Below are 14,117 nucleotides of genomic sequence, written 5' to 3' on the forward strand. Positions count from 1 at the left end.
AAGGCCGCTCCTACACATCCAGCTTCTTGTGCTTCCAGCCGTCATTGCCTGGCAGGATCAGGTTCAAGGCAATGGCCACGATGGCGCACAGGGCAATACCCTTCAGGCCCCAGTCGTCCGGGCCGTCGCCGCTACCGATCAGCACACCGCCGATACCGAACACCAGGGTCACCGAGACGATCACCAGGTTGCGCGCTTCGGCCAGGTCGATCTTGTGGCGGATCATGGTGTTCATGCCCACCGCCGCGATCGAACCGAACAGCAGGCACAGGATGCCCCCCATCACCGGTACCGGGATGCTCTGCAGCAGCGCGCCGAACTTGCCGATGAAGGCCAGGGTGATGGCAAAGACTGCCGCCCAGGTCATGATCTTCGGGTTGTAGTTCTTGGTCAGCATCACCGCGCCGGTCACTTCGGCGTAGGTGGTGTTGGGCGGGCCGCCGAACAGGCCGGCTGCGGTGGTGGCCAGGCCGTCACCCAGCAAGGTGCGGTGCAGGCCGGGCTTCTTCAGGTAGTCGCGGCCGGTCACGCTGCCGACTGCAATCACCCCGCCAATGTGCTCGATCGCTGGCGCCAGGGCGACCGGGACGATGAACAGGATGGCCTGCCAGTTGAAGGCCGGCGCGGTGAAGTTGGGGATTTCCAGCCACGGTGCGGCGGCGATCTTGGCGGTGTCGACCACGCCAAAGGCGAACGACAGGGCAAAGCCTACCAGCACGCCCGAGATGATCGGTACCAGGCGGAAAATACCTTTGCCGAACACGGCAACGATCAATGTCGTCAGCAGGGCCGGCATGGAGATCAGCATCGCAGTCTTGTATGGCATCAGCGCAGTGCCATCACCGGCCTTGCCCATCGCCATGTTGGCGGCGATCGGGGCCATGGCCAGGCCGATGGAAATGATCACCGGGCCGATCACCACGGGTGGCAGCATGCGGTCGATGAAGCCGGTCCCCTTGATCTTCACCATCAGGCCCATGAAGGTATACACGAAGCCTGCGGCCATTACGCCGCCCATGGTCTCGGCCAGGCCGAACTGGCCCTTGGCGAGGATGATCGGGGTGATGAAGGCAAAGCTCGAAGCCAGGAATACCGGAACCTGACGGCCGGTGACCAGCTGGAACAGCAGGGTGCCGATGCCGGCGGTGAACAGCGCCACGTTCGGGTCGAGGCCGGTGATCAGCGGCATCAGCACCAGCGCGCCGAATGCCACGAAGAGCATCTGCGCGCCCGAGACGACCTGGCGCCAGAGCGGGTCGTTGAAGCCGTCCTGCATGGTCAGGCGTCCTTCTGCTTGGTGCCGAAGATCTTGTCACCGGCATCGCCCAGGCCTGGGACGATGTAACCATGCTCGTTCAGGCGCTGGTCGATCGACGCGGTGTAGATCTGGACGTCCGGGTGGGCTTTTTCCACCACCTCGATGCCTTCTGGTGCGGCGACCAGCACCATGGCGCGGATCTCCTTGCAACCGGCCTTCTTCAGCAGGTCGATGGTGGCGACCATCGAGCCGCCGGTGGCGAGCATAGGGTCGATGATCAGGGCCAGGCGCTGGTTGATGTCCGGTGCGAGCTTTTCCAGGTAGGTGTGCGCTTCGAGGGTTTCCTCGTTGCGGGCAACGCCGACAGCGCTGACCTTGGCGCCCGGGATCAGGCTGAGCACGCCGTCGAGCATGCCGATACCGGCGCGCAGGATCGGGACCACGGTGATCTTCTTGCCGGCGATTTTTTCAACTTGCACCTTGCCGCACCAACCGTCGATCTCGTAGGTTTCGAGGGGCAGGTCCTGGGTGGCTTCGTAGGTCAGTAGCGCGCCGACTTCCTGGGCGAGTTCGCGAAAATTCTTGGTGCTGATGTCGGCACGGCGCATCAGGCCGAGCTTGTGGCGGATCAGCGGGTGGCGGATCTCACGAGTAGGCATAGGGGGCTCCGAAAGGCGGGCAAAAAAACCGCGCTAGATTAATCTATTCAGCCTTTGCTGTCGTGCAGTCCTTTTGCACGTTAGTCCATAAATGCTTGATCTGTGACGAGCGGATGCGTACCTTTGCCCGCTTTTCCAAAATGCCCCCTGGAGAGCGCCATGTCCGCCGATCTCGAGCACATCCGTCAAGTCATGCGCGAGGCAGACTGCCTATACAACGAAGCCGAAGTCGAAGCGGCCATCGCCAAGGTCGGCGAACAGATCTGCAAGGACCTGCACGACACCAACCCAGTGGTGTTCTGCGTGATGAACGGCGGCCTGATCTTTGCCGGCAAACTGCTGACCCACCTGCAGTTCCCGCTGGAGGTCTCGTACATTCATGCCACCCGTTATCGCAACCAGACCAGTGGTGGCGAGTTGTTCTGGAAGGCCAAGCCGGAAGTGTCGTTCATCGACCGCGACGTGTTGATCGTCGATGACATCCTCGACGAAGGCCACACCCTCAGCGCCATCATCGAGTTCTGCAAGCATGCCGGCGCACGCGCTGTGCACACTGCCGTGCTGATCGACAAGGACCACGACCGCAAGGCCAGCCCAGGCCTGAAGGCCAGCTATGCCGGCCTGCCGTGCATTGATCGCTATATCTTTGGTTACGGAATGGACTATAAAGGCTACTGGCGTAACGCAAACGGCATCTTCGCAGTCAAGGGACTGTAACCATGATCCAGCCTGAGTTCATCGATCAAACGCTGTTTTCCGGGCTGGCAAAAAAAGCCGCCGACGCGCCGCGTTTGCGGCACCATCACAACTTCCATGACATGGAAGACCCTTGCCACCGCCTGGCGATCGGCATGCAGCCCTCGACCTATATCGCACCGCACCGGCACCTGAGTGACGACAAGGCCGAAACCTTGCTGGTGCTCAAGGGCCGCCTCGGCCTGTTGCTGTTCGATGAGCATGGCGCGTTGACCAGCACGCGTATCCTCGAAGCCGGTGGCGAGTGCATGGGCGTGGACCTGCCGCCGGGCGTCTACCATGGCCTGGTGGCGCTCGACGCCAACACCATCATGTTCGAGTGCAAGGCCGGCCCTTATCGCCAGTTGGTCGAGGGTGAGCATGCGACCTGGGCGCCACGTGAAGGTGAACCCGGCGTGGCTGAGTACCAAGCCTGGATGCTCGCTCAGTTCGATTGAAGCCTGCCGTTGCCTGCATGCTAGAGTGCTCCTTCATGCCAAGGAGCCTCACATGCGTGCGATTCTTCCCCTGCTGCTGGCGATGAGCCTGCCTCTCGCCGCCGCGCCGCTGCACAGCCAGTTCCTCCCGCCCGATGACCAGTCCCTGCGCCAGGACGCGCCGACCGGCCAGCAGTTGCTGCAAGTAACCGACTACTCGGTGGTGGTGGGAGCCCAGCGCCAGTCCGACCAGCAGCCGATTCCGATCACTGCTTCGCTGCAGATGCGCCTGAAGGGCAAGCCGCTGAGCAAGGGGGCGACAATCAGCCAAGTGTTGCTGAATTTCGACGGTGAGGCCGGCAAAAGCCTCAAGAAGCCGGTGTACGATGACAAGACCCGCACTCTGAGCCTCAATTACCCCGTCAGCGACTACCGGGTGATCATGGACCTGTTGCGCAACGAGACGGTCTTTGTGCAGTTCCTGACCTACGCCAATGGCCACATCTGGGCCGACCTACACACCGGCACCGTACGTTCGCGTTGAGGCGTGCCGCCTGTGGGGGGTAAACTGCCGGCCTTCGAAATTCCATGATGGTCAGTTGGAGCCGGCAATGCGCAAAGACAAGAAGCAGGTGATTGGTGACGAAATCAGTGACGACTACATCAAGTCGTTCCTCCAGTTTGAGCCAGCCGATGGCGTGACCTCGCCTTCGCACCACAAGCTGATCAAAGGCTACCGCGGCCTGCGCATCGATGACTTCGAGCGCTTCGTGGGCTTCTTCGTCGAGGCTGGCCTGGACCTGGATGGCAAGGACGAGCACGGCAAGACCTTCGTCGAAGTCATCGCCGACCAGCGTAACGCGCCGGAGTACGTCGAGATCATCGCCAAGGCCCGCGGCTGATAAAGCCCAGGCACAAAAAAACGCCCCGAGGGGCGTTTTTTCGTTTCAGGCTGGCTCAGGCGTAGTGCTTGGCCGGGCTGTCTTCCACCAGTTCCAGTGCCACATCGTTGTCGGCACTGATCTTGCGGTACAGCGCTGCATCGGCGGCCAGGGCCTTCTCGCGGGCCGGGAAGATTTCCTTGAGCTTGGCAGCCCAGGCACCTTTGGCCTGCTCGGGGAAGCAGCGCTCGATCAGTTCAAGCATGATCGACACGGTTACCGAAGCACCTGGCGAGGCGCCGAGCAGTGCTGCCAGGCTGCCGTCCTGTGCCGAGACCAGCTCGGTACCGAACTGCAGGATGCCGCCTTTCTTCGGGTCCTTCTTGATGATCTGCACGCGTTGGCCAGCCACTTCCAGGCGCCAGTCTTCAGCTTTGGCCTGTGGGTAGAAGCGGCGCAAGGACTCCAGGCGCTGTTCCATCGACTGCATCACTTCGCTGACCAGGTACTTGGTCAGGTCCATGTTGTCGCGGGCCACAGCCAGCATCGGGCCGATATTGCCCATGCGCACCGACAGCGGCAGGTCCATCAGCGAGCCGTGCTTGAGGAACTTGGTGGTGAAACCGGCGTATGGGCCGAACAGCAACGAAGTCTTGCCGTCCACCACGCGGGTGTCCAGGTGAGGCACCGACATCGGCGGTGCGCCGACCGCAGCCTGGCTGTACACCTTGGCCTGGTGCTGCTTGACGATTTCCGGGTTGTCGCAACGCAGCCACTGGCCGCTCACCGGGAAGCCGCCGAAGCCTTTGCTTTCCGGGATGCCGGACAGTTGCAGCAGCGGCAGGGCCGCGCCGCCGGCGCCGAGGAACACGAAGCGGGCATCGACTTCGCGGGCGCCGCCGCTGTTGACGTCCTTGATGCTCACGGTCCAGCCGCTGCCGTTACGGCGCAGGCCGACGACTTTCTTGCTGTACTTGACCTGCGCGTCCGCGCTGTCGCCCAGCACCTTGAGCAGCTTGTTGGTCAGTGCCCCGAAGTTGACGTCGGTGCCTTTGGCCACGCGTGTTGCGGCGATGTGCTGGTCGGCCGGGCGGCCTGGCATCATCAGCGGCATCCACTGGTTCATCACGGCCTTGTCTTCGGTGTATTCCATCTCGGCGAAGGCGTGATGCTGCTTGAGCATCTCGAAACGCTTCTTCAGGAAGGACACACCCTTGTCACCTTCGACGTAGCTCAGGTGCGGGACCGGGTTGATGAATGCACGTGCCGAGCCGAAGGTGCTCTTCTTGCTCAGGTAAGCCCAGAACTGGCGCGAAACCTCGAACTGGGTGTTGATGTGCACGGCCTTCTTGATGTCGATGCTGCCATCGGCGGCCTGGGGCGTGTAGTTAAGCTCGCATAGGCCGGCGTGGCCGGTGCCTGCGTTGTTCCAGGGGTTGGAGCTTTCCGCGGCTCCGGAGTCCATTGCCTCGACGACCTCAAGCTTCAGGGTCGGGTCAAGCTCCTTGAGCAGTACGGCCAGGGTGGCACTCATGATGCCCGCGCCTACCAATACCACATCAACCGATTCGTTCTGCGCCATTTAACGCGTCTCCACAATCTACAGCTACCTAATTGACAGCATAGGACCACTGGGGTTGCCAGGATCGCCATGTCCGACTCTTCGCAGTTCTTGCCACTTCCGCGGACACCGCCAATCAGTCTTTGGGTTGCGATATTGAACCCTGATTGCCACGGGTGCGGCAATTCGACTTATGGTCAAGGTGTCGTGCGTGCGCTATGGAACGACCTCAGGCACTCATCCGAAATGAGCGCATCAGCCGCCTGTTCAGGGCTGTTCGGGACACATCTGCCGCTTTTGCACATGCCAGACTGTTCATTTGCTCGCCACACTCTTGTGAAGTAGTGAAAACCGTTTTTTCACGCTCTTTTGGAGACGTGAACCTCAAAAGGGGACTGCGCGATGGCAACCCACAGGTTCATGCAGTGCGAAGGGCCGGAAAAGCAGGCACGACAGCCGATGCAAGACCTGAGTGGAAGGCTCTCTGTGGGCGAAGCGGGTGAAGGTGCCGGGGTCAATCGGCAAGTGCGGGGCCCGATCAGGAGACGTCCTTATAATCGGGGGGAGATTATAACGATGTCGCGGGCAGAAAGGTCGTAATTCGTGGTTTTTATTGCAGCGTTTGTCAGGCCGCGAGGATGCGCTGGTGCCAGCGGCGGCTTGCGCGGGCGCAAACCCGGGCTTCGGCGGGCAGTTCACGGCCCAGCCAAGCCAGCTGGATTTCGCCGATCTGCACCCATCCGCTACCGCTGGGTACCTGGCTGCATTGCTTGAAGGCCAGGCATTTGCCTTCGCCGTCGAGGCGAGCGTAGGCATTGTGGCGCGGGCGTTGGCAGAGCAGTGTCCAGAGCGAAGCCATGGCGGTGCGTCCTGTGCGTTTGGGCTTGGCGCAAGGATAAGGGCACGGCCATGAAACGATTGTGACAAGCGGGCGGGGCCGATGACTGGTCTGTGCCTGGCTGGGTATACTGTGGGCCTTTGCCGTATTTTCTGGAGAAACGCGCATGTTGCAACGTCTGTTGTTCGGTTTGATTGCCGTGGCCAGCCTCAGCCTGGTCGGTTGTGCCCACAGCCCGCAACAACTCAGCCCGCAACCCACGCTCAAGGCTCAGCTCGCACCGGTCGGCCACGGCCAGCCGGTAGTGGTCAAGGTGGTCGATGGGCGTGCTTCGCAGTCCCTGGGCACCCGTGGAGGCATGTACCCTGAAACCAGCACCATCAGCGTCAGTGGCAATGATGTCGTGCCCAAGCTGCAGGCCCAGGCCGAAGCCGCCGTGCGCCTGCTCGGCTTCACCCCGACGCCTAACGCCTACAACGCACCGCAGCTGACCGTGACCCTGGCTGAACTGAAATACCAGTCGCCGAAAGACAACCTGTACGTGACCGAGGCCACCATCGGCGCCACCTTCCGTGCCGATGTGCAGAATGCCAGCCGCCGTTACAGTGGCCGCTACGGTGCTTCGCTGGACCAACGCTTCGGCATGGCGCCGAATCAGGACACCAACACCCAGCTGGTGGGCGATGTACTGAGCGATGCGTTGACCCGCCTGTTCAAGGACCCGACTATCGGTCAGGTGCTGGGCGAGTAAGCCTCACGCTGCAAACGAAAAACCCGCTACCTGAGCGCCAGGCAGCGGGTTTTTTGTTGTCTGCACCCACCTAGGCGGCTTCGATTTGGAAATCCAGCAAGCTGACGCCGGTGCTTGCATCCACCTCGGGCAGATCCTCGTGCACATGTCCACCCAGCGCGCAGTAAACCAGCCACTGGCGGTCCTGGACATTGATGGCAAAACCATCGATCAACGCCTGCTGCTCATCGCTCTGAGCTACGAGATAGAGGCGGTCCTGGTTTTCGGCGTGCAGCATCAACAAGCTCCGGTACGGGAAAAGGCCGATAGAGTGGCCTGCCCTGATGACGAGCATGTTACAGATGAAATCAAGTGACACTTTGTCGCCCAGGCCGGGCGGACGGGTCGGACTCCGGTAGAATGCCGAGCTTCGCTGTGGCTATGACCGAGGTTGCGTGATGTCGTTGCAAGTGCTCTGGGGCTTTCTTTCCGCCCACCCTACCAAGCTGATCAATCTGCTGGCGCTGTTGCTGACCTGCCCTGGCGGGTTGCTGCTGCAGAATGCGCGGCGGCGTGAGGCGACCGGTCGGGAGAGCCTGGCAGTGGAAGAGGGGGCGGTGGATGCCTTCGACCAGCGAGTGCCGCGCTACTACTACATCCTCGGGTTTTCCTGCCTGGCCATGGCGTTGCTGCTGTCATGGTTCAGCACCTGGATCTGAAACGCTTGGGGCCGCATTGCGGCCCCAAGCGGATTGATCAGGCGACAGGCGCCTGCTGCTTGACCTGATACTGGTTGCGCACCGGCGTCGCATACTGCAACACCAGATACGGCCGCTGTTCCTCGGGGCAGGCATCCAGGCGGCGCTGCCATTCTTCCCTGGCCTTGGCCAGCTCTTCGGCCGGGAACACCTTCTCGGCGCTAGGCACCTGCAGTGCCTCGTCCTTCTCGCTCCACATCGCATAGGCCAGGTAATGCACCGGGAACAGGCGGTAGCCGCCGAGGATCTGCCGGTCGGTTTCCTGTGCCAGCTGCTTGGTGTCCTCGTAGTACTCGGTCACTGGCGGGGCGAAGTTGATGTGCACCCGGCCTTTGTAGCCTGTGATGCCCTTGGCGATGCTGTTGTCGTCCTCGCCCGGTGCCTTCTTGTAGGTGCCGGTGGTGGCGCGGATATACAGCTCGCGGGCCTTGGCCTGGTCGCAGGGGTCGTATTCGTAGCTGATCGACACCGGGATCAGGTTCAGGCTCTGGATCACCGCGCCGAACGGCTCGTCCTTGCGGCTCATGTGGAACATCTTGAGGATTGCCGAGTCGGTACGGTCATCACCGTCCTTGGCGCGGCCTTCGGCCTGGGCGATCCAGATCGACGTGCCGTCATTGCGGATCGAGTGGTTGATGTAGGCCGAGAGCAACTGGTAGGCCGCGAGCTTTTCGCGGCGGCCGCTGATCGAGCGGTGCACGATGAAGCTCTTGTTCAGGCGCATCATGTCGCTGACGAACGGCTTCTGCAGCAGGTTGTCGCCGATGGCGATGCGCGGAGTCGGCAGGCCGGCGTGGTACACCGCGTAATTGACGAAGGCCGGGTCCATGACGATGTCGCGGTGGTTGGCCAGGAACAGATAGGCAGTGCCCGACTTGAGCTGTTCGACGCCGGAGTAGGTGACGCCGTCGGTGGCGCGCTCGATGGTCTGGTCGACGTAGTACTCGACTTTGTCCTGCAGGGTCGACACACAGGTGACACCGGCAAATTCCTTGCGCAGGCGCCGGGCGATCAGCGGCTTGAGCAGCCAGCCGAGGGCGCCGGCCGCGCGCGGGAACTTGAAGTGGGTGAGGATATCGAGGAATGCCGGGTCGCTGAGCAGGCGTGCCAGAACGGCAGGGACCTCAGCATCGTCGTACGGTCGGATGGCATCGAATTCGCCCATCATGCTCTCTTGTTGGAAACGGCTAGGGTAATAAGGTAAGGGGTGGGGCCCGAAAAACGGCTCGTGCACACGCAAGCCCTGTAAACAGACCGGCAATTATACGCACAAGTCACCTCGGAGGCCGCGATGCTCGAACAAGCGTTCTACGATTGCCCTTATTGTGGTGAAGAAGTTGAAACGACAGTGGACCTGTCCGGCGGCGACCAGGAATACATCGAGGACTGCCAGGTGTGCTGCAAGCCTATTCGCTTCGTGCTGCAGGTTCATGGCGACGAATGGATGCTGGATGTCTACGGTGAGAACGACTGATGCGGCGGATCTACGAACCGGAAAACCTGCTGGAGGCCGAAATGCTGCTGGGCATGCTTGTCAGCGAGGGCATCGAAGTGCACCTGGTCGGCCGCGACCTGATCGGCGCTGCTGGTGAGTTGCCGTTGCAGGGGCTGCTCGGGCTGGCGGTGCCCGACCAACAGGCCGAATACGCACGGCAACTGATCGATGCGTACAATGGTGCCGAGCCGCTTGTCGGCGACGAGCCGGAGAGTCATCCCGGTACCTTGATCTGCTAGGTTCTGAAATCGCCCATGTGTGGACGTTACGCCCTGTTTCGCTGGCCCCAGGTGCTGGCCAGTCTGCCGGGCTTTCCTGCCGGCCAGCCAGCCCAATGGAATATCTCGCCCGGTGCTTCGGTGCTGATCCAGCGCCAGCTCGACGGCCAGCAGCAGCTGGCCAAGGCGCGTTGGGGGCTGACCCCCGCCTGGCTCACCGACCTTTCGCGCACTCCCGCCCATGCCCGGGCCGAGACCTTGGCCGAGCAGCCGATGTTCCGCGAAGCGTTTCGCCAGCGCCGTTGCCTGATGCCGGCCAACGGTTTCTATGAGTGGCGCGGCACGGTGCGTAAACGGCCTTACTGGCTGACGCCGGGGGAGGGCGCCTCGCTGTATTTTGCCGCCGTGTGGGAGGCCTACCCGGTGCAGGACCAGGTGTGGTTGAGCTGTGCAGTGGTGACCCAGGCCGCGATGAACCAGCGCCGGCCGCTGATTCTCGACGAAGCCGGCAAGGCCGCCTGGCTGGACCCGAGCACACCATTGCCGCGCTTGCACGAGTTGCTCGCCAGCCCGCCAGCGACGCTACGCGAGCGGGCCTTGGCGAACTTCGTCAATGACCCGAAACTGGACGCGCCAGAGTGCCTGACCCCCGTCTAGATAAAATCTTCCCTGCGGCTATGGCGGGTTACGGGCGACTCAGCCTAGGATACGGCGCATGTAAAAAGGGAGTGTTTTGATGCGTAAGTCTTTTGTTGTCAGCCTGTTGAGTGCTGGCATCCTGCTGGCCGGCTGCCAGGCGGTGAATACCACCAGTGGCGGTGCTGTCGGCGTCGAGCGCCAGCAGTACATGTTCAGCATGCTCTCGACCGACGAGGTCAACCAGATGTACGCCCAGTCGTACCAGCAGACCCTCGGCGAGGCGTCGAGCAAGGGCGTGCTGGACAAGTCCAGTGCCGATGCCAAGCGGGTGCAGGCCATCGCCAGCCGGCTGATCGCCCAGGCGCCCAAGTTCCGCCCTGATGCAGCGCAATGGAACTGGGAAGTCAACGTCATCAAGAGCGACGAGCTCAATGCCAACTGCGGGCCGGGTGGCAAGATCATCGTGTACACCGGGTTGATCGACCAGCTCAAGCTCACCGATGCGGAAATCGCCGCAGTGGTTGGCCACGAAATCGCCCACGCCTTGCGCGAGCACAGCCGTGAAGCCATGTCCAAGGCCTACGGCGTGCAGATGGCACGCCAGGGCGCAGGAGCATTGCTTGGCCTTGGCCAGGACAGCATGGCGCTGGCCGACGCCGTGGTGAACTACTCCATGACCCTGCCCAACAGCCGCGCCAACGAGAACGAAGCCGACTTGATTGGCCTGGAGCTTTCGGCGCGAGCCGGTTATGACCCGAATGCCGCGATCACCTTGTGGAACAAGATGAGCAAGGCTTCGGAAGGCGCACCGCCAGAGTTCATGAGCACTCACCCGGCGTCCAGCAGCCGGATCGCCTCGTTGCAGGCGGCGATTCCGAAGGTGATGCCACTGTACGAAGCGGCCAAGCAGTAAAACCGATAGGGGGCCGCAAAGCGGCCCCAGCTTTTCAGGTCATCCCACCCAGCCACTGGTCTTCATCGCCGAGTACACGGCCACGATCGCCAGCACGAAGAACGCGGTCGCTGCCAGGCGACGAATCAGCGTCAGTGGCAGTTTCTCCGCGGCGAAGTTACCCGCCAGCACCACCGGCACGTTGGCAATCAGCATGCCCAGGGTAGTCCCGACGATGACCAGGATCAGGTGTGGATACTGGGCAGCCAACATCACCGTTGCGACCTGGGTCTTGTCACCGATTTCGGCCAGGAAGAAGGCGATCAGCGTGGTCAGGAACGGGCCGAAGCGGCGGGCCGGGTTCTCGTCATCGTCCATCTTGTCCGGTACCAGGGTCCACAGCGCGGTGGCGGTGAAGCTGGCGGCAAGAATCCAGTGCAACACCGACTCGGTGAAGAAGCTGCCGACCCAGGCACCCACGGCACCGGCCGCGGCATGGTTGGCCAAGGTGGCGGCAATGATGCCGGCGATGATTGGCCAAGGCTTGCGGAAGCGTGCGGCGAGGATGAGCGCGAGCAATTGCGTCTTGTCGCCGATTTCGGCCAAGGCAACGATTGCGGTGGGGACCAACAGAGATTCCAGCATCAGGATTCCTACGGGGGCGGGTCGACTCGGCTATGACACGTACAGCCTTCCCGCCCCGGGTAAGGTGTGCGTGTCATAGGTCTTGTCAAACCGAGGACCTGTCTGCGCAGGTCGCTGGGTCGCACGCGCCATGGCCTGTGGGCCAAGTATGTTGACGCGTACCGGGCGAGCAGGGCGCTCGCGGGAGACTACTCCCCTAGGACGGTGCGGATTCTGCCTAGCCGAAACCGTTTCGGCAAGCCCTGTTTTTATCCGCGTGTTGCGCGATAGATGCGGAAGCCATCGGCCTCGGCGCAGGTCTGGCAATTGCCCAGGGCACCTTCGATCAGTGGTTGATAGCGCAGGAAGCTATTCGCCACAAGGCGCATTTCGCCACCTTTTCGCAGATGTTGGCCGGATTTTTTCAGCAGGTTTTCCGATGCCTGGTAATTGGTGTGCACCCCGGTGTGGAACGGTGGGTTGCTCAGGATCAGGCTCAGGTCGGCGGGCGCGGCATCAATACCATCGCCGCTGATGACTTCGCCTTCCAGGCTGTTGGCTGCAAGGGTCAGGCGGCTGGCTGCCACGGCGAAGGCATCGACATCCAACAGGGTGACCCGGCTCTGTGGATAACGACGCTTGACCGTGGCACCTAGCACGCCAGCGCCGCAGCCGAAGTCAAGCACATGGCCGACCGGCAGGTTGTCCAGGTGCTTGAGCAACAGGGCGGTGCCGCGGTCGAGGCGGCCGTGGCTGAACACCCCCGGCAGGCTCACCACCTGCAGTGGGCCATCTTCGAGTTCGAGCGTGAAGCGCTCGGCCAGGCTATCCAGCGGTTTGGCTTGCGGGGCATTGTCCACGGTCACCTGCCACAGCTGGCAGTGCCGCGCGCTGTCGAGCTTGCGCGGCTTGCCGAAAGCTTGCAGCTGTTTGGCCGCGCCTTCGATGCCGCCACGCTTTTCACCCACCAGGTACAGCTCGCGGCCCGCCAGGCCGGATGCCAGGGCATTGAGCAGGTAGGCCGCCAGCTCGCGGGACTTGGGCAGGAACAGCACGGCCGTCTCGAAATCGACCGGCGGTACATCGACGCCGTAGTGGCTGCGCCCGGTGAAGCGGCTGTCGAGCATGGCCTGGTCACCGGCATGCCAAGTCCAGCCATGGGCCTGGGGCAGTTGCCCGAGCAGGCCGTCGGCGGGGGCGCCGGCGAGCAGCAGCGGGCCCTGGAACAGCTCTGCCTGGCGGAGCAACACTTCACTGCGCGGGTCCATGGACGACGCCTCCTGAAAAAAGTGGCGCAGTGTAGCAGAGCCGGGCGCGCGACTGAGCGGGCGCTCAGCTGACCACGCGGCGTGGCTGGCCTTCGAAGAAGGCCTTGGCGTTTTCGCTGAGCTGGCCGACGATGCGTTGGCGCGATTCCACCGCGCCCCAGGCGCTATGTGGGGTGATCAGCAGCCGCGGGATGCCTTTTTCCAGCAGCGGGTTGCCATTGACCGGCGGCTCGACGCTCAACACATCGGTGGCCGCGCCGCCGAGGTGACCGCTGCGCAAGGCGTCGGCCAAGGCCTGTTCGTCGATCAGGCCGCCGCGGGCGGTGTTGACCACCAGTGCGCCTTTTTTCAGTAGTGCCAGTTCGTGGGCACCGATCATGTGCCGGGTATGCTCGTTGAGCGGGCAGTGCAGGGTCAGCGCGTCGACCTGCGGCAGCAGTTCATCCAGCGCCAGGCGATCATCACGGGCCGGGCGGCCAGGGATCTGCCCGCTCAGCACGCGCATGCCGAAGGCTTCGGCCAGCCGTGCCACTGCACCACCCAGTTCGCCATGGCCGAGCAGGCCGAGGGTCTTGCCTTCCAGTTCGACGATCGGGAAATCCAGCAGGCAGAACTGGCTGGCCTTGGCCCACTCACCGTCTGCCACCGCCTGGTTGTAATCGCACAGGCGCGTGGCCAGGGCCAGCAGCAGCGCGAGGGTGTGCTGGGCCACCGACGGCGTGCCATAGCCCTGGCAGTTGCAGACGGTGATGCCTTGGGCGCGGGCAGCGGCCAGGTCGACATTGTTGGTGCCGGTGGCGGCCACCAGGATCAGTTTCAGCTGCGGGTTGGCGGCCAGCGTGGCGGCATCGAGCATGACCTTGTTGCTGACCACTGCGACAGCGCCCTGCAGGCGTTCGGCGACCTGTTCCGGGCGGGTGGCGGCAAACAGCTCGAATTCGTCGAACTGCTGCTGCAACGGCGACAGGTCAAGGTCGCCAAGGTCCAGGGATTGGTGGTCGAGAAACACGGCACGGCGCAAGCTGGGCATCAGGGAAGCTCCGGAGGCAGGGCAGGGGTTGATCCATCTCCCCGCACAATGCCACTCATACCTTGCGCCGCCAAATCATTCCTTCGGCTGATTT

General features: G+C 62.6%; 19 protein-coding genes and 1 riboswitch. Of the genes, 10 read left to right on the forward strand and 9 right to left on the reverse strand.

The window, feature by feature from the left end; translation table 11 throughout:
* Nucleotides 1-10: 10 nt before the first annotated feature.
* Nucleotides 11-1,276 carry a uracil-xanthine permease family protein gene (locus ACOKS3_RS04175; RefSeq protein ID WP_103445700.1) on the reverse strand — a complete coding sequence of 422 codons (1,266 nt, stop codon included), beginning with the start codon at nt 1,274-1,276 and terminating at the stop codon, nt 11-13.
* Nucleotides 1,277-1,278: 2 nt separating this feature from the next.
* Entirely contained in the window at nt 1,279-1,917 is a 639-nt protein-coding gene (gene upp, locus ACOKS3_RS04180) for a uracil phosphoribosyltransferase (RefSeq protein WP_011532223.1), read from the reverse strand.
* A 159-nt stretch (nt 1,918-2,076) separates the two neighbouring features.
* On the opposite strand from upp, the gene ACOKS3_RS04185 reads away from it, so the two are divergent.
* From ACOKS3_RS04185 to ACOKS3_RS04200, 4 genes are all read left to right on the forward strand, one after another.
* Nucleotides 2,077-2,634 (forward strand): hypoxanthine-guanine phosphoribosyltransferase, encoded by a 558-nt coding sequence (locus ACOKS3_RS04185; protein ID WP_054887476.1) that lies wholly within the window; start codon nt 2,077-2,079, stop codon nt 2,632-2,634.
* A 2-nt stretch (nt 2,635-2,636) separates the two neighbouring features.
* Nucleotides 2,637-3,110 carry a WbuC family cupin fold metalloprotein gene (locus ACOKS3_RS04190; RefSeq protein WP_103445699.1) on the forward strand — a complete coding sequence of 158 codons (474 nt, stop codon included), beginning with the start codon at nt 2,637-2,639 and terminating at the stop codon, nt 3,108-3,110.
* Nucleotides 3,111-3,162: 52 nt separating this feature from the next.
* Entirely contained in the window at nt 3,163-3,633 is a 471-nt protein-coding gene (locus ACOKS3_RS04195; RefSeq protein WP_422763333.1) for a hypothetical protein, read from the forward strand.
* Nucleotides 3,634-3,700: 67 nt separating this feature from the next.
* The gene (locus tag ACOKS3_RS04200; protein WP_103445697.1) at nt 3,701-3,991 is read left to right on the forward strand and encodes a PA4642 family protein; all 291 of its coding nucleotides are present in this window, start codon (nt 3,701-3,703) and stop codon (nt 3,989-3,991) included.
* 55 nt (nt 3,992-4,046) lie between these two features.
* Here ACOKS3_RS04200 and mqo read toward each other — a convergent pair whose 3' ends face one another.
* Together mqo and ACOKS3_RS04210 are read right to left on the reverse strand one after the other, a co-directional pair.
* Nucleotides 4,047-5,552 carry a malate dehydrogenase (quinone) gene (gene mqo, locus ACOKS3_RS04205; protein ID WP_422763334.1) on the reverse strand — a complete coding sequence of 502 codons (1,506 nt, stop codon included), beginning with the start codon at nt 5,550-5,552 and terminating at the stop codon, nt 4,047-4,049.
* A 604-nt stretch (nt 5,553-6,156) separates the two neighbouring features.
* Nucleotides 6,157-6,390, reverse strand: a complete 234-nt coding sequence (locus tag ACOKS3_RS04210) for a hypothetical protein (protein WP_103445695.1) — start codon at nt 6,388-6,390, stop codon at nt 6,157-6,159.
* A 145-nt stretch (nt 6,391-6,535) separates the two neighbouring features.
* On the opposite strand from ACOKS3_RS04210, the gene ACOKS3_RS04215 reads away from it, so the two are divergent.
* Complete coding sequence (locus tag ACOKS3_RS04215; RefSeq protein WP_054887481.1) at nt 6,536-7,120, forward strand: YajG family lipoprotein; 585 nt, start codon at nt 6,536-6,538, stop codon at nt 7,118-7,120.
* Between the two features lie 70 nt (nt 7,121-7,190).
* On the opposite strand, the gene ACOKS3_RS04220 is transcribed toward ACOKS3_RS04215, so the two are convergent.
* Nucleotides 7,191-7,397, reverse strand: a complete 207-nt coding sequence (locus tag ACOKS3_RS04220) for a hypothetical protein (RefSeq protein ID WP_422763335.1) — start codon at nt 7,395-7,397, stop codon at nt 7,191-7,193.
* Between the two features lie 160 nt (nt 7,398-7,557).
* Between ACOKS3_RS04220 and ACOKS3_RS04225 the strand changes: the two genes are divergently transcribed.
* Entirely contained in the window at nt 7,558-7,818 is a 261-nt protein-coding gene (locus ACOKS3_RS04225) for a hypothetical protein (protein ID WP_103445694.1), read from the forward strand.
* Nucleotides 7,819-7,855: 37 nt separating this feature from the next.
* Here the strand turns inward: ACOKS3_RS04225 and ACOKS3_RS04230 are convergent, their stop codons facing one another.
* Nucleotides 7,856-9,025: a 1-acyl-sn-glycerol-3-phosphate acyltransferase gene (locus ACOKS3_RS04230; RefSeq protein WP_082433693.1), complete on the reverse strand. Its 1,170-nt coding sequence runs from the start codon at nt 9,023-9,025 to the stop codon at nt 7,856-7,858.
* 123 nt (nt 9,026-9,148) lie between these two features.
* Between ACOKS3_RS04230 and ACOKS3_RS04235 the strand changes: the two genes are divergently transcribed.
* The 4 genes from ACOKS3_RS04235 to ACOKS3_RS04250 all read left to right on the forward strand — a co-directional run bounded on the left by ACOKS3_RS04235 (nt 9,149) and on the right by ACOKS3_RS04250 (nt 11,122).
* Nucleotides 9,149-9,331: a CPXCG motif-containing cysteine-rich protein gene (locus ACOKS3_RS04235; RefSeq protein ID WP_027918329.1), complete on the forward strand. Its 183-nt coding sequence runs from the start codon at nt 9,149-9,151 to the stop codon at nt 9,329-9,331.
* Nucleotides 9,331-9,591 carry a putative signal transducing protein gene (locus ACOKS3_RS04240; protein ID WP_103445693.1) on the forward strand — a complete coding sequence of 87 codons (261 nt, stop codon included), beginning with the start codon at nt 9,331-9,333 and terminating at the stop codon, nt 9,589-9,591. The genes ACOKS3_RS04235 and ACOKS3_RS04240 overlap by 1 nt, the downstream gene beginning before the upstream one ends.
* Nucleotides 9,592-9,606: 15 nt before the next feature.
* Nucleotides 9,607-10,227 (forward strand): SOS response-associated peptidase, encoded by a 621-nt coding sequence (locus ACOKS3_RS04245; RefSeq protein WP_422763336.1) that lies wholly within the window; start codon nt 9,607-9,609, stop codon nt 10,225-10,227.
* Between the two features lie 79 nt (nt 10,228-10,306).
* Nucleotides 10,307-11,122, forward strand: coding sequence for a M48 family metallopeptidase (locus ACOKS3_RS04250; protein ID WP_103445691.1), 816 nt, complete (start codon nt 10,307-10,309; stop codon nt 11,120-11,122).
* Between the two features lie 39 nt (nt 11,123-11,161).
* Here ACOKS3_RS04250 and ACOKS3_RS04255 read toward each other — a convergent pair whose 3' ends face one another.
* The 3 genes from ACOKS3_RS04255 to ACOKS3_RS04265 all read right to left on the reverse strand — a co-directional run bounded on the left by ACOKS3_RS04255 (nt 11,162) and on the right by ACOKS3_RS04265 (nt 14,023).
* Complete coding sequence (locus ACOKS3_RS04255; protein WP_181004450.1) at nt 11,162-11,743, reverse strand: TMEM165/GDT1 family protein; 582 nt, start codon at nt 11,741-11,743, stop codon at nt 11,162-11,164.
* A gap of 90 nt (nt 11,744-11,833) precedes the next feature.
* A riboswitch (yybP-ykoY riboswitch) is annotated at nt 11,834-11,955 on the reverse strand.
* Nucleotides 11,956-11,994: 39 nt separating this feature from the next.
* A complete protein-coding gene (locus tag ACOKS3_RS04260) occupies nt 11,995-12,993 on the reverse strand; it encodes a methyltransferase (RefSeq protein ID WP_422763337.1) in 999 nt (332 codons plus the stop codon).
* Between the two features lie 64 nt (nt 12,994-13,057).
* Nucleotides 13,058-14,023, reverse strand: a complete 966-nt coding sequence (locus tag ACOKS3_RS04265) for a 2-hydroxyacid dehydrogenase (protein WP_422763338.1) — start codon at nt 14,021-14,023, stop codon at nt 13,058-13,060.
* Nucleotides 14,024-14,117: the final 94 nt, after the last annotated feature.

Source organism: Pseudomonas sp. HS6-2, from assembly GCF_049325675.2.
In the GTDB taxonomy this organism is placed as follows: Bacteria; Pseudomonadota; Gammaproteobacteria; order Pseudomonadales; family Pseudomonadaceae; genus Aquipseudomonas; species Aquipseudomonas putida_N.

Coding starts and splice junctions, on each gene's coding strand:
- ACOKS3_RS04175 (WP_103445700.1), bottom strand. CDS start 1,276: ATGCAGGACGGCTTCAACGACCCGCTCTGGCGCCAGGTCGTCTCGGGC.
- upp (WP_011532223.1), bottom strand. CDS start 1,917: ATGCCTACTCGTGAGATCCGCCACCCGCTGATCCGCCACAAGCTCGGC.
- ACOKS3_RS04185 (WP_054887476.1), top strand. CDS start 2,077: ATGTCCGCCGATCTCGAGCACATCCGTCAAGTCATGCGCGAGGCAGAC.
- ACOKS3_RS04190 (WP_103445699.1), top strand. CDS start 2,637: ATGATCCAGCCTGAGTTCATCGATCAAACGCTGTTTTCCGGGCTGGCA.
- ACOKS3_RS04195 (WP_422763333.1), top strand. CDS start 3,163: ATGCGTGCGATTCTTCCCCTGCTGCTGGCGATGAGCCTGCCTCTCGCC.
- ACOKS3_RS04200 (WP_103445697.1), top strand. CDS start 3,701: ATGCGCAAAGACAAGAAGCAGGTGATTGGTGACGAAATCAGTGACGAC.
- mqo (WP_422763334.1), bottom strand. CDS start 5,552: ATGGCGCAGAACGAATCGGTTGATGTGGTATTGGTAGGCGCGGGCATC.
- ACOKS3_RS04210 (WP_103445695.1), bottom strand. CDS start 6,390: ATGGCTTCGCTCTGGACACTGCTCTGCCAACGCCCGCGCCACAATGCC.
- ACOKS3_RS04215 (WP_054887481.1), top strand. CDS start 6,536: ATGTTGCAACGTCTGTTGTTCGGTTTGATTGCCGTGGCCAGCCTCAGC.
- ACOKS3_RS04220 (WP_422763335.1), bottom strand. CDS start 7,397: ATGCTGCACGCCGAAAACCAGGACCGCCTCTATCTCGTAGCTCAGAGC.
- ACOKS3_RS04225 (WP_103445694.1), top strand. CDS start 7,558: ATGTCGTTGCAAGTGCTCTGGGGCTTTCTTTCCGCCCACCCTACCAAG.
- ACOKS3_RS04230 (WP_082433693.1), bottom strand. CDS start 9,025: ATGATGGGCGAATTCGATGCCATCCGACCGTACGACGATGCTGAGGTC.
- ACOKS3_RS04235 (WP_027918329.1), top strand. CDS start 9,149: ATGCTCGAACAAGCGTTCTACGATTGCCCTTATTGTGGTGAAGAAGTT.
- ACOKS3_RS04240 (WP_103445693.1), top strand. CDS start 9,331: ATGCGGCGGATCTACGAACCGGAAAACCTGCTGGAGGCCGAAATGCTG.
- ACOKS3_RS04245 (WP_422763336.1), top strand. CDS start 9,607: ATGTGTGGACGTTACGCCCTGTTTCGCTGGCCCCAGGTGCTGGCCAGT.
- ACOKS3_RS04250 (WP_103445691.1), top strand. CDS start 10,307: ATGCGTAAGTCTTTTGTTGTCAGCCTGTTGAGTGCTGGCATCCTGCTG.
- ACOKS3_RS04260 (WP_422763337.1), bottom strand. CDS start 12,993: ATGGACCCGCGCAGTGAAGTGTTGCTCCGCCAGGCAGAGCTGTTCCAG.
- ACOKS3_RS04265 (WP_422763338.1), bottom strand. CDS start 14,023: ATGCCCAGCTTGCGCCGTGCCGTGTTTCTCGACCACCAATCCCTGGAC.